This is a genomic window from Microcoleus sp. Pol14D4, from assembly GCF_036701245.1.
In the GTDB taxonomy this organism is placed as follows: Bacteria; Cyanobacteriota; Cyanobacteriia; order Cyanobacteriales; family Microcoleaceae; genus Microcoleus.
This window is the reverse complement of record NZ_JAUBQM010000022.1, coordinates 24,623-38,570: the sequence shown is the minus strand read 5'-3', so window position 1 is coordinate 38,570 and position 13,948 is coordinate 24,623. Positions and strand designations below refer to the sequence as shown.

General features: G+C 47.7%; 11 protein-coding genes. 5 read left to right on the top strand and 6 right to left on the bottom strand.

The window, feature by feature from the left end:
• The first annotated feature begins 33 nt into the window (after positions 1–33).
• From QUA33_RS10920 to QUA33_RS10910, 3 genes are all read left to right on the top strand, one after another.
• Positions 34–1,296: a GH25 family lysozyme gene (locus QUA33_RS10920; protein ID WP_333148614.1), complete on the top strand. Its 1,263-nt coding sequence runs from the start codon at positions 34–36 to the stop codon at positions 1,294–1,296.
• A 493-nt stretch (positions 1,297–1,789) separates the two neighbouring features.
• Positions 1,790–3,751, top strand: coding sequence for a cation:proton antiporter domain-containing protein (locus QUA33_RS10915; protein ID WP_333148613.1), 1,962 nt, complete (start codon positions 1,790–1,792; stop codon positions 3,749–3,751).
• A gap of 222 nt (positions 3,752–3,973) precedes the next feature.
• On the top strand, positions 3,974–4,795 hold the full coding sequence (locus QUA33_RS10910) for a methyltransferase domain-containing protein (protein ID WP_333148612.1): 822 nt from the start codon (positions 3,974–3,976) through the stop codon (positions 4,793–4,795).
• 600 nt (positions 4,796–5,395) lie between these two features.
• Here QUA33_RS10910 and QUA33_RS10905 read toward each other — a convergent pair.
• From QUA33_RS10905 to QUA33_RS10880, 6 genes are all read right to left on the bottom strand, one after another.
• Entirely contained in the window at positions 5,396–5,995 is a 600-nt protein-coding gene (locus QUA33_RS10905; RefSeq protein ID WP_333148611.1) for a Uma2 family endonuclease, read from the bottom strand.
• 79 nt (positions 5,996–6,074) lie between these two features.
• Positions 6,075–8,315 carry a phosphoketolase gene (locus QUA33_RS10900; protein WP_333148610.1) on the bottom strand — a complete coding sequence of 747 codons (2,241 nt, stop codon included), beginning with the start codon at positions 8,313–8,315 and terminating at the stop codon, positions 6,075–6,077.
• A gap of 210 nt (positions 8,316–8,525) precedes the next feature.
• Positions 8,526–9,749 (bottom strand): COP23 domain-containing protein, encoded by a 1,224-nt coding sequence (locus QUA33_RS10895; protein ID WP_333148609.1) that lies wholly within the window; start codon positions 9,747–9,749, stop codon positions 8,526–8,528.
• 99 nt (positions 9,750–9,848) lie between these two features.
• Positions 9,849–10,163, bottom strand: a complete 315-nt coding sequence (locus tag QUA33_RS10890; protein ID WP_333148608.1) for a hypothetical protein — start codon at positions 10,161–10,163, stop codon at positions 9,849–9,851.
• A 45-nt stretch (positions 10,164–10,208) separates the two neighbouring features.
• Positions 10,209–10,373, bottom strand: coding sequence for a hypothetical protein (locus QUA33_RS10885; RefSeq protein ID WP_333148607.1), 165 nt, complete (start codon positions 10,371–10,373; stop codon positions 10,209–10,211).
• A gap of 175 nt (positions 10,374–10,548) precedes the next feature.
• Complete coding sequence (locus QUA33_RS10880; protein ID WP_333096159.1) at positions 10,549–11,115, bottom strand: COP23 domain-containing protein; 567 nt, start codon at positions 11,113–11,115, stop codon at positions 10,549–10,551.
• Positions 11,116–11,801: 686 nt separating this feature from the next.
• Between QUA33_RS10880 and QUA33_RS10875 the strand changes: the two genes are divergently transcribed.
• Positions 11,802–12,407, top strand: a complete 606-nt coding sequence (locus tag QUA33_RS10875) for a hypothetical protein (RefSeq protein WP_333096160.1) — start codon at positions 11,802–11,804, stop codon at positions 12,405–12,407.
• 138 nt (positions 12,408–12,545) lie between these two features.
• The gene (locus tag QUA33_RS10870; protein ID WP_333148606.1) at positions 12,546–13,922 is read left to right on the top strand and encodes a cytochrome P450; all 1,377 of its coding nucleotides are present in this window, start codon (positions 12,546–12,548) and stop codon (positions 13,920–13,922) included.
• Positions 13,923–13,948 lie beyond the last annotated feature (26 nt).

Here is a 13,948-nt window from a genome sequence, read left to right as displayed (position 1 = left end):
AGAGCCAACCAGCTTTTCTCAACTCTTGGTAATATGAGTATTCGCGGTATAGATGTTTCTGACTACCAGCCCAATGTCAATTGGCAAGAAGTTGCCCGGGATGGTATTGCCTTTGCTTTTGTCAAATCGACCGAAGGTGCAACGTTCGTTGCCCAAAGTTTCGCTCGCAATTGGGCTGCGATGAAAGCGGCGGGGATTCAACGCGGTGCTTACCACTTTTTTCAACCTGCAAGCAGCATTCAAGAACAAATAGATTTGTTCCTCAAAACAGTCAAACTCGAACCGGGAGATTTGCCGCCAGTCTTGGATGTAGAAACTACAGGCGGTTTGAGTGTGGATCAACTGTGCGATCGAGCCGCAATGTGGTTAGAAGCAGTCGAAAAAGCCACCTTGATGCGGCCGATTATCTACACCTACCCCGGTTTCTGGGACAACCTGGGGACAACACGGTTTGCCGATTACCCACTGTGGATTGCTCACTATACCACTGCTGAGGAACCTTGGGTTCCCGGCGGCTGGAAAACTTGGACTTTTTGGCAGTACAGCGACACAGGCACCGTGTCCGGCGTTTCGGGCAATGTAGACACCAATATTTATGAAAGTGTCCGAGAAGGCGCCGTAAGTTATAAAGTGGCAGACATCCAGAGGGAATTAAGAATTAAAGGTTTTTATCCAGGTGCGATGGATGGTAAATTTGGAACCACTACCACAGCGGCGCTCATCTCGTTTCAGAAATCTCAAGGTCTCAATCCAGACGGCATTGCAAGTCTCCAAACCTGGGCCGCTTTGATGCGAAAATCTCCCAAAGTAGTTGTCCCCCCTCCAGCGCCGACTCCCGCTCCAACTCCCCCTCCCATATCAGCCGTGCGACTGACTCAGGTATTTTCGTCTTATCGAGCTAGCGCTAGCCAAGATACTGCCTTAATTTGGCTGCAAAGTCAAGTTTCTACCTCTATTTTAGGGGAATTCGCTCAAAAATGGCGGGCAACTACCTTACCTCAAGACAGTAATTTGCGATTGATAGATGTCGGCAAATTTTATCGCGGTTTAGCACAACAAGACCAAGCTTTAGATTGGCTGCAAAAACAAATTTCTCCGGCTATTATTGCCGAGTTTGCCCAAAAGTGGCGCTCTCAATCTACTGGCACTAATTCTCCGATTCGGTTAATAGATGCGTGCAAATTTTATCGGGCCGCACCCCAGCAAAACCAGGCTTTAGATTGGCTGGAAGGGCGAATTTCGCCGACCGTTCTATCGGAGTTTTTTCGCAGGTGGCAGAATGCCAATCGATTATAGATTATAGATTATAGATTTTAGATTGACTCTAAAGATGAATCTTGCGGTTTGACATTTTAGAGGGGAAATCTACTCTAAAGATGAGTCTGGGGGTGCTCGATTTGAGATGTGAGCTTTTTGATTGGAGATTGACTCCACAGATGAATCTGCGGGTTGAAGTCCTCTATAATGGAAAAGCAGGGAAATATTGGTATCTGAGATGTAAAATTGACTCCCCATCAAAATTCGTCAAATCCTCTCCCTCTGTGCCCGCATCCCCATCGGACTCTCTAACATAACAGACAATCTCTCGCTTAGCTACAGCTTACTGCCATCTTTGACGCCAAGAGAATTATCTGATAAAGTTATAGCCAATATCAAGGTTTTTTAATCTTATTCGCAAAAATCCAGTGCCGTGCCGAGTTGGTAAGCTGCGCCGAAAATAGCGCCTGCACTCCAATTACCCGCGATCGAACATTTAAAACTAAGCGGGCAGCCTGTAACAATTATATCTATGGAAATCTCCTTTAACATCACCCTGTTGATGGTCATGACCGTCATCTGTGGAATCAGCGCTCAAGTTCTCGCCGCCTATCTGAAAGTTCCGGCGATCGTCTTTTTGCTGTTGTTTGGAATTTTAGCCGGCCCAGACTGCTTCGGAGTGCTGCACCCGAATCTGCTGGGCAGCGGTTTGGAAGTTATGGTATCGCTTTGCGTAGCGTTAATTCTGTTTGAAGGCGGCTTGAATTTGGAATTGCGAGATTTAGGAAAACTTTCCGGCAGCATCCGCAATTTAGTTACCGTAGGCACTTTAATTACGCTAATAGGCGGCGGAATGGCCGCACACTGGTTGGGGGAATTTCCCTGGCCGATCGCATTTTTGTATGCTTCTCTAGTAGTCGTCACAGGCCCGACAGTAATCGGCCCTTTGCTCAAACAAGTATCGGTTGACAAACAAGTCGCAGCTTTGCTAGAAGCTGAAGGCGTTTTAATCGATCCTGTCGGAGCAATTCTGGCGGTATTGGTGCTGAATATTATTTTAAACGGCAATGCTGATTTGGTGGTTTTGTTCCGAGATTTAATCGTGCGGCTTTTCGTTGGCGCAGTCGTCGGAGTTGCGGGCGGTTGGTTGCTGGGATTCATTCTCAAGCGATCGCAATTTCTCTCCGAAGACCTCAAAAACTTAGTAGTTTTAGCCGGTTTGTGGGGGTTTTTCGGTTTAGCAGAAGAAATCCGCAGCGAATCGGGACTGATGGCAACTGTCGTATCGGGCATCGTCCTCAGAGCCGCTGCTGTGCCGGAAGAAAGGCTGCTGAGGAGGTTTAAAGGTCAACTGACAGTCTTGGCTATTTCCATGCTGTTCGTGCTGCTGGCGGCCGATTTATCCCTCGCTAGTGTGGTCGCCCTCGGTTGGGGAAGTTTGTTTACAGTTTTAGCTTTAATGTGGGTAGTGCGGCCGATCAACGTTTGGCTGTGTACTTGGAACAGCGGACTGAATTGGCGGCAGAAATTATTTGTTTGTTGGGTAGCGCCGAGGGGAATTGTCTCAGCGTCGATCGCATCTTTATTTGCAATTTTGCTCACCCAGCGGGGAATCAACGGCGGCGACTCGATTAAAGCCTTAGTTTTCCTAACAATTATTATGACAGTTTTCGTCCAGGGACTAACGGCCGGACGGATGGCTCAACTTTTGGGCATCACCTCAAAATCTGCAACCGGTGCTGCAATTGTGGGGTCAAATCCTTTGAGCAGATTAATTGCTCGCTTGTTTCAAGAACGGGGAGAATCGGTGGCAATTATCGACACGAACCCGGAAGCTTGTGCACAAGCAGAACGAGAGGGTTTGCGGGTGTTTTTGAGCAGTGCTCTCGACCACAGCGTGTTAGAAGAAGCCGGACTAGAATCGATGGGAACTTTTCTGGCAATGACTAATAACGGCGAGGTAAACTTAGTGTTAGCTCAGCGGGCGGCAGAAGAGTTTGCACCGCCGAGGGTTTTGGCAATATTTCCCAAAGATCCGCAAGCAAATACGCCTGCAAATCCGACTAAAATTAATCAAGCTTTTGTCTCGGATTTGTCGCTGAAGGATTGGAACGAATATTTGAGCGATGGCGAAGTAAAATTGGGGGAAACTGAGTTAAAAACAGAGGGATTGCAGTTTCAGATTGCTCACTTACAAGCTTTGGTTAAAGCCGGGGAGTTGGTGCCGCTGCTGCTGGAAAGGCAAGGATACTTGCAAGTAGTGTCGGCGACCCAGATTTGGCAAGCAGGCGATCGAATTATTTATTTGCTGTACGATCCGACACCAAAATTGTTGAAAAGATTGTCTGGTTCGTCGCAGTCTCGCTTGACTTTGGAAAAGCATCAGGTAGTTGAAGAAGTGCCGATTCCTCCTCCGGTTTTAGAGCAGGTTTTGGAAGAAAAATTAGTAATAGCCAAGGAAGAGGAAATTTTGCAGCCGCCAGTTTCTAGGTAGGGGATTAATCCTAGGTCGGACTAGCGCTAATACCAAGCCTGAAAAATTATTGCTACCATAGAATTTTTGGGTTTGTTTTGCTTATTCAATGTGTAGGGTGCGTCGCCGAAAAAAAGTCGATTAAATTTAGGGATCGAGCCAGCTACGCACCTGAAGATTACTGTTGCACGATTGGAAAAATCGTATAAAATCTAGGCGTCCAGCAAGAAGAAGGATAATTTTATGACAGCAGAAGGTTCGTATCAAGCAAGTACGTTCAATCGAGACCTTGAGACAGAAATCCAGCGGTTAAAAGCTCAAGTTCACCTCAGTTGGGCAAAGGAAGCGCGCACTTTAAAGTGGTTCGGCTTGACCGACGGGATGAATGTTATGGAAGCGGGTAGCGGGCCGGGATTCTTCACGGAAAAACTTGTAGAATTCCTGCCCAACAGTTCGATAACAGCGGTAGAAATTGACCCCGTACTGCAGGAAAAAGCAGCAGAATATTTGCACCGAAAAGCGGACGATCGAGTAAATTACGTGCAAGCATCGGTTGGGGATACGGGTCTACCTGCTAACAGTTTTGATTTCGCGATCGCCCGTTTGCTGTTCCTTCACCTCCCCGATCCTGTCGCAGCAGCTAGAGAAATATTCCGCATCTTGAAGCCTGGGGGAAAACTGGTAATTATCGATGCCGATGGGGATCTGTTTTGGCTGACAGATCCACCTTTGTCAGTGGAGACTCTCAAGAAGAAATTAAACCAGGTAACGGCATTGAGGGGTGGCCATGGATACTTTGGACGACATCTGTGTCGGCTTCTGAAAGAAGTTGGATTTGTTAGCGTTGATTTAGAAGTGGCTGTCAGCCACAGCGATATTATCGGAATTGAAGCATTTGAACCTTTGCTGGACTCCGGGCCCATTTTACAAATGGTCAAACAGGGGTTAATTTCAGAGTCAGACATAGAAAGCTACCTGGTTTCGCGGGATGAATTTTTAGCTGCGGGCGATAGACGATTAATGATGAGTTTTTGGCTAATGGCTTGCGGGGAAAAAAATGAATAAAATTAAGGCAATTTTTTTCACTAAACGTTGATATTCCGCCACAGCGAAGCTTCTAGCACTATCGCTAAATTCGCAGCTAACAAAGCAAAATTATCTAACAGTAAAACAAGAAAAACTTCCGAATAAATTCTCCCCTCAGCATTAGGTTAAAACTGCACCTATAGCTCTAGAATCGTATCCGCTCAAATCCGGTAGAATCGTTCTGGTCAAATCGAGTCAACAGTCAAGCATCACGGACGCTGCTACCGAACTCGATCTAATTCATCTGCGTTAATCTGTGTTTATCTGCCCTCATCTGCGGTTTTAAAAAGAGAAATTTTCTGATCGCAGATGACAAGAGATTGACGCAGGTTCAGGCAGCTCAACAGAATAGAGATAGGAATAATTCCGATCCTAAAAAATTGCATATAAAAGCTATAAAATTTCTTCCTATTTCTGAGTTTAGTAACTTTACACCTACTAATCTAACAAATCATTGGAGCCGATCGCGCAAAGGCTGTTTGTGAGAGCCAATGGTTGTCTGTCACATTTTAGCTTAACCAATCAAGTCCTTAGCGAGGCCCTCGTAGACGATCGCACTTTCTACCAACTCCTCAGCATTCAACCCACTTGCCGAATTCCATTAAGAAACTCTGTCTTTGCCTCAATCCTTGAAGGCATTAAAACGCAGCGTACCAACAATTCTAAATCCAACTCCGGCAAAAACTCGCTTCTTGAAACTTGCTCGTAATCATCCTCGCGCAGCCGATAGACAGCAAGCTGATTATTTTCCCAAAACCAAACTTCCGCAATGCGAAGTCGCAGATATTTAGCTAGTTTATTTGTGCTACCGCTAGTAATCGTTACTTCCACGGCTAAATCGGGATGTTCTTTTCTTGAACCTATATAATAAGACTCGTCTGGTTCAAATGATACATCTCTTGCCCGGTTTCTGCGAGTCGCACTACCTACAGGAATATATTCAATTCCCATTTCACAAAAGTAGAGTTGTAGCAAAAAATTAAGAATACAACTGATTGTCTCATGTGCTTCGCCCAGTGTCATAAACTCGATCCACCCATCAAGATAAGTTATCCGCAAACCCGGAGAGTCTGCCATTAAAGATTCGAGATCCTCAAATTGCTCCCAAGTATAATAACCGGGGAGAAGCAATCGCTGTTCCGCAAGCGTACCTTTTTCTTCTAAAAGTTGTGCAGTCACAGGTATCACCATCCTATTTTAAATATTACTAGCCCCTACCCAGGACAAACCAGGCAGGGGCATTCACTCATATTCTAACTTAATGAACTAGCTCGATCGCCCTTTTAGTCAACGCCTCAGCAGTCAACCCATTAAACGCCATCAACTGACCAGCACTAGCAGTAGTTTCCCCCCGCTTCCAAGCGAAAGTATCCCGCTTGCAATTGCTGCGGAGCATCACAGGTTCCAACATCCCAGAAGCACCGCCTGTCACGCCAATCAAAGCATCTCCGCCAAACAATTCGGCAAATTTCTCATCGCTCAAAAAGCCGCCGTCAGCTTCCGAACAAGTATCCCAAGCAACATCGCTAGCACGATACAAACGCCGGGGATTCACAACAGAAACAATCCGCACTCCAATCCCTTCTGTTTCCAAAAATGCCGCCGCTTCAAACACTGGCATTAACGTCATGTCGCCGACAACTGCAAACACAACTTTCTTGCTCCCCCCTTGATTCTGGGAAGCTTGCGGGGAATCGACTTCGTGCAGCACTATTGCACCGTCTTGCAAAGCTTGGCGAGTCTGTTCAAAAGTAGTGCGAATTGGCAGCGGCGACTTGCTCGCAGTAATCACAACTCCCTTATTTTTAGCAGTCAAAGCCCACTCGTAACAAGCTTGAATGCTGTTAGCATCCGGTGGAAACAAAGGAAATACATTTCCGTTCCGCATCATCGCCGCAAAATAAGCCTCAATTTCCGGCCGCTGGTGCGTCCAACCGTTGCGGCCTTGTTCCAATGCACCCGCTGTAAATAAGGTGACAGTTGCCGGAGTTGGACGGCGCAATTCTGCCATTGCTTGGGTTACAGTTTGCCAAATTGGTAAACCGTTGATAGCAAAAGATTCGTAGGAACACCACAAACTCCGCGCTCCAAATAGCGATAAACCTACGGCTAAACCGGCGCAAGCATCTTCGCTCAAAGGTTCGTAAACTTGGCCGTTTGGCGATTGATTGTACAGGTCATCTGTCGTTGGGTGAATAATTTTGAGAGCTTGGTTGATATTGGCAATTGCCGATGCTTCATTGCCGTCAGCATTAGTAACAAGAAAATTACGATCGCGCTCGCCAACTTTCCCTACCAAAACCCCCATTGCTGTTGTCGAAATCTTCGGTTCTCCCCCAACTGCAAATTCTTCTAAAGGCAATTCGCCTAAATCTGCCAGCGGCAATGTAAACTCAGTAACAACTGTTTTCGCCGCCGGCCCGCCGCCCGCACGCTCGCAATTTGTCCGCACCAACTCCCAAGCACCAGCAGTCAAAGCGCGCTCTTTTAAAGCACTGATAATGTGCGGAGCATCCAGCGTATCTTTCGGATAAAGGTTGTGAGATTTTGCGCCGCGCGCGTGGACGCCGGCACCTTTCAACTGTTTGATGATAAATACAGTTAATTTGCCGCCGAGAGCAGATTTGGCTGCTTTGTCAACTCCTTGTAAAACAGCTTTGGTAAATGCCATGCGCTGTTCGAGCGAAAAAGCAGTGCTGTCAACATAATCTTCCGGCTGATTTTTATCGTCAAATTCCTTAGCATCAACTAAGATAACTTCTTCAAAACCGTTGCCTTGCCAATAAGCTATCATTTCAGCATTAGTTTTCGTCGAAACCATACTGTGATGTTCCTGAGAATATCCGTTCCAAACTAACACTGGCAAAAAGTTAGTAGCTTTGGGATAAGCAGTGTGGAAATGCGCCATGCTGCTCATCGGATACGGTTCGCCCATGCCACCGTCGCCCATTGTGAAAGCAAACAGTTTTTCGGGGTGTAAAAGCGCTCCAGCCATTGCGAAATGCTGCCCTTGTCCGAGGGGGCCTGCCGGCGCTAAAAGGCCGGGAATGAAACCGGAAAGATGTCCTAACAAACCGTCTTTTTCTCGGAATTTATCGCGTACTTGCTGCACGTTGAAAATTCCCATATCCTCCAAAGATCGATCGAGAAACATGGCACTGTAAAATCCCGGCGCGTGATGGCCGACTTCGGTGACAATGTTCTTGTGTCCGAGCATTACCAGCGCTGCGTAAGCCTCAGCTTGGCTAGCAAAACCCCCCGGATGTCCCGATGCCTTGCTGGCGGTAACTTGCAGCGTCAGGTAGCGCAGGGCGTCTGCTCCCAGCATAGTTTGAAAGACGGCGGCGGGATCGGCAGGATCGGCGATCGACTTGCTCCCCTCGGCGATCGCAGGTGCTTTCCCGTAAGTCTCAAAACCAGGGAGTGTTTCCGAAAAATATTGAATGCCTTCGCAAAAAGCGGGCGTTGTTGACGTTGCCTGCGGGGTAGTTGCTGTCATGCTTGATACCTAAAAAATTTGAATTCGATTAATGTAAGAGTAATTTTATAGCTTCCGCGTTCCAAAAAATCATGAGTTCTATTATGTCAGTGATAAATAAGTAAAATATCTCAATTTTTAAGCTAACAAGTAGTTGTTTGAGAACCCCGACTTTTTGCATAAGTCGGGTTTCTGTGTTTACCCATTACTAATCCATCTCAAATCCCAAATCTAAAATTGTTCCAGCCGTTCCCGGACATCGATATAAAGCGCAGTACCGCTTTCAGAAAGAGAAGGCACAGCCTTTTGATTCCCCAGCCAAACAAAAAAACTGCTAAGTGCAGGAGTCGGATCTTGATCGCGGCGCAGCGTGTAGATCAAACCTTCGCAAGGCCCATTAACGCGGCTTGTAGTGCAAATCGCTTTCTGGTTATTTACAATGCCCACCGTGACATAATTTAGCTGTTTATTTCGGTTATAATTTTCAAGGCGCTGAGTCACTTGTTGGCAGCGAGTTAGAGGATCGTAGCCCGAACTAGAAAAGAAATTAGAATTCCAGCGAATCCAAGGCTCCCTGAACCCTTGCGGATTTTGATACACAGTGACGGGCTCGCCCGTCGAGGTATCGCACACAAATCCTCCATAACCCAGACTCGGCTGGTTTTGACCAGAGGCGGTGCTGATTGAAAGATTGCTGAGAATATCAAATCCGTTACGCTTATTTTGTGATAGCAACTCCCTAAAAGCATCGATCGGGATTGCTGCGTTCAACCCCGTTTTTATCTCCTCAATCTGACCGTTCCACTGACTTCTAATTGTGCCAACAGTATCCCCCTGGCCGTGAATTCCTACCACCCTGCCATCAGCATCAAATACAGGCCCGCCACTCATCCCGCGCCTGGTTACAGCTTGGTAGCGCAGACGATACCCCGATGAGGCGCTGCCCAAGCGAGAAGAGATGATACCAGCAGTAAACTCAAGTTTTCGTTCAAATCCCGAAATTGGCAGCGGATAGCCAGAAACGTAAATAGCAGAACCAACAACAGCACGTTCTGACTGGCCAATTGGTGCTACTGGATACTGTTCTCGGCTCTGAAACTGTATCAATGCCAAGTCTATATCCCTGTCATTTTTCGGTAGTCGCTGTATTCTAATCGCAGCATAGTCCTTCTCCAAATGAGTGCGAATGCTGTATTTTTGAGCGAGGCTTGCCACTACATGATTAGCTGTCAGAACAGTGTAAATATTACCCTGTTTGGCAATAATTACTCCCGATCCGCTAGCAAAAAAACCCAGCGTATTGTTGACTTCCACAGTTGTCAAGGTCGCTAGCTGGGCAATTTCTTCGGCTGTTTTGGCACAGGCAGCATATTGTTGGCTGACAACCGCCGTCACTGTTAATGCACCTGTCAAGATGATTGTTAGCGCGTCAAACCGCAAACTCCACACATTCATCGATAACTCCCTAGATAAGACGAGGCGAACTGCAAGTATATACCGAGCGGAATTCCCCAACTGGATTTAACCATTTTCTTCCATAATTCCGCTATTAATTCATATCAAATCCGGGTACATCGGAATGATATAGAGGAAACGGCACTGACGTTTCCCTACAATTAATCGCGGTAGGGAAACGGCACTGCCGTGTCGAAAGCTGTGGGTAATATTAATTTCGATGCTACCGAATTTGATATCACTTCCATCTTCAAAAGCATAGACGCCAAAATTTGGATCTCGATACTTGCCCCTACCGTTAATCCCAACCAAGAAACCTTTGGCATTAAAAATCGGGCTGCCACTCATGCCGATTTTAACCTCATTTGTATAGCCCAAGCTATAACCTTGAGCCAAAGATTTGGGTAGCAGCACCGAAACGAAGTCCGCCCCGCCGCCCAAGCCCCAACCTCAGCAACCCTAGGAGACTGCCAGCACGGGATCTGACACCGATCCTGGCTCGCTGCTGAATGGTGCTATTTTATACTCGATCGCCCTGGGAAACTGAACGATCGCCAGATCGATATCGCCCAGCCGCCTCAGAACTCCTAGCAGTGGGTGGAGGAGACCGTCGTCGGCGACCATTGTCCGATCGCCACAACCTACCAGCTAGTCAGCACTCTATAGGTGTGGCCCTGCTGCCGGACGATCGTCCCCGAACCCCAAGATTTCCCCGTCTGGATGCGTACCGCTGTTTAACGTGCCAAGTTTTCCACATCCACCCTTGGAATTGGTGACGAAATGGAAAATTTTTCCATCTTTAAGGCAGTCCCGACGGCGGGGAAAAAGGGGGCAGTTGCGCCTCATCATCCATTTTTTCCCCTAGCTTTTCCCTGACATCAATGTAAGGAATTTTACTGGTTTCATCAAAAGACGGCATCCCGACATATCCTTGGCGCCAAGCCAACAAATTATACAAAGAGCCGATCGGGTCTTGGCCGGGTCTGAGGGTATAAATCAAATTTTGACACAGCCCATTGACTTGATTCGCCGTGCAGATGACGTTCTGGCCGTTCATCTGACCTGCAGTAATGTACTTAAGCATTCGTCGGCGGCGATAGGTTTCGAGGCGTTGACTCACTAATTGACACCGAGTTACCGGATCGTACCCAGAACCGGAGAAATAATCGGAAGTCCACTCAATCCAAGGCTCTACGGCACCTTGAGCGTTTTGGTACACCGTCACCGGCGCACCGGTCGAGGTACTGCACCAAAATCCACTTTCCCCCTGTGCTCGCCGAGCGTAACTAGGTTGAGAAGCAACCGTCAAGCCGCTGAGGGCGATCGCTGTTGCCACCAAAACTTTTGTCAATAATTGCTGTTTCATGATTTTTTCACTGTGTTTTATGAGATTTGGCACAAAATCAGCGAACGCTCCTATAACACCCTTGACACGCCTGTTCGTTACAGATCGGCTGACTGGGGAATTATGTGATTCACGACTTGACCAGAAAGCAGTTTTTTTTACGAAAACACTTCGTTGCAGCTCTTATGCCTGGTTAAAAAACCCGGTTTCTTTGCTCTTGATTCGTAAGTTTTGATATTGTTCGCGACTTGCACATTCCCTCTAACGGCGATTTCGGCGCTGTTAAAAAAGCGCTCCGAAGGCGAGCTTAAAATGCCCCCGCCAGTCTGAACTATGTTGTCATTACTACTAATCCAACTCAGGCTGTCGCAAACCGGAAAGAGGCTCTTGGTCTCAGACATTGGGATGGCTCGAATTGCAACGGTACATCTGACCACTGACACGGTATTTGGTATCACTTAAGCTCTAGGTCGCTAGCTTTATCTGCTGAGATACGGAGACGCCTGGGTTGCACGTATGAGGGGTATTACCCTATGTGCCTGATCGAACACTAAATTGAACGTATTAACCAGAACTCTTAACTTGTTTTCATCTCCGGATTAGGGATACCTAGAAATACTTCTAAGTGAGTGTAATCAGGGAGTAAGTGCTTTCTACCACCAAAGTTCATCCTCGGTACACTAACGTTTAGTTGAGTATTAAAAACTATGAACCGTATCTGCAAACAGTTCGGGTATTTAGCGACTGGATTAATTCTGACTGGCGCTAGCAGTTGTTCTAGCTATGATGCAGCTAACTCGGCCGAAAACCAGAGGCAATTCCCAGCAAGCGGGCGTCAGTTCCCACACTTACAGCTAATGGGAAATCAAATTGAGGCTCGATCGAGCCAATTAACGCAGCCTTCTAACTCTGTTGCCTCAGTTTTAGGCAGTGCTGCCCTCTCAGAAAATACTGCCACCGTTACGGTTTATAAGGTAGACAATCTGTGTCAAACTCTGAAGCCGGAAACAGTTACAGGCCCAGACAAACAGTTAATGTCATCCGCGGTTAATGAAGTGTTAAAGCAGCAGATTTTCGATAGTCTTGGTTTGGCTGGTTATCGCCTCAAGATCGATCGCAACCTCGGAATAGCTACCGTGGATCTGCGAGCCTCCGGAAATTCGCGGCAGAAATTGCAAAATCTGTCCAGTTGTCAGATGTTAGGTTTGTTCGGGGGCGTGCGCCAAACTTTAACCAGTTATGCTCCTTGGCAAATCAAAACTGTTCGTTTTACAGAGCTTGGAGAGGATATTTTGAGTACCGTTCGAGAATAAGCTATTAAAATTATTGGAGATGGGACTTACGCAATTCTCCCCTTAAAAACAAGGGTTGGGAGGGATTGAACAAACCTTCAAACCGTTTGAGATTTCTTGATGCTGCTAAGTCCTGTGACCCAAACCCAGGTAATTCCTATGACACTACCTAACGGCCCCAAAGCTCCACCCCTTGTGCAGCTAATTCAATGGATCGGCGATCCCCTGACATTCATGGATAAATGTGCCAAACAATACGGCGACATTTTCACAGCTAGAGTGAACAACGGGCAACCATTGGTGATGATCGACCACCCGCAAGCTGTCCAGGAGATGCTCAACAGCAGCGCGTTTCACGCTCCAGGCCGCCTGAATAGTATTCTCAAAGCGCTCGTGGGAGAACAATCCATGTTTCTCCTCTCAGGAGAAAGGCACAAACGCGAGCGCCAATTATTGATGCCACCCTTTCACGGGGAACGGATGCGGAATTACGGCCAACTAATTTGCGATATTGCTCAAGATGTTGCTAGCAAATGGTCGGTCGATCGACCTTTTGTGGCCCGCAACGCGATGCAGGAAGTCACCATGCGGATAATCTTGCAAGCTGTCTTCGGGCTCGATGACGGGCCGCGATTGGAAGAGCTCAGGCCCCTACTTGCCTCAGTCCTCGATATGACCAACTCTCCCCTGCGATCGAGTATGCTGTTTTTCGGCTGGATGCAGCAAGATTGGGGCTCTTGGAGTCCTTGGGGACGCATGAAACAGCGGCAGCGGAAAGTTGACGCACTGATCGACGCGGAAATTGAAGAACGCAGACAGCAACCAGACGCCAACCGCACCGACATTCTCAGCTTAATGATGGCCGCCCGCGACGAAAACGGGCAACCAATGACCAATGAAGAATTGCGCGACGAGTTGATGACGCTGCTGGTGGCAGGCCACGAAACCACAGCAACGGCCCTAGCTTGGGCATTTTACTGGATTCACAGTTTGCCCTCGGTGCGCCAGAAGTTGCTGCAAGAATTGGACAGTTTGGGGGAAAATCCCGACCCGATGGAGATTTTCCGCTTACCTTACCTGAGTGCAGTTTGTCAGGAGACCCTGCGAATTTACCCCGTGGCAATGCTGACGTTTTCGCGAGAAGTTCTCAGGCCCGTGGAACTGATGGGACATCGACTCGAACCGGGGACGGTTGTCATCGGCTCGATTTATTTGACCCACAGACGGGAGGATTTGTATCCAGAACCGCTGCAATTTAAACCGGAACGGTTTTTGGAGAGGCAATTCTCGCCTTATGAGTATTTGCCTTTTGGAGGCGGCAGCCGCCGCTGTATCGGCTTGGCGCTGGCGCAGTTGGAGATGAAACTCGTGCTGGCAACCATTTTGCGGGATTTCGACCTAGTATTGGCCGAGAAAAAGCCCGTACAGGCCAAACGCCGAGGGGTGACTTTAGGGCCTGCCGGCGGCGTGCGGATGGCCCTGCTGGGGCGGCGGATGCGGCAGCAGAAGCCTGAACCTGTTGTTAGTGGGGTTTAAAGTCGCAGCAGTTGCAGCGGGCGATC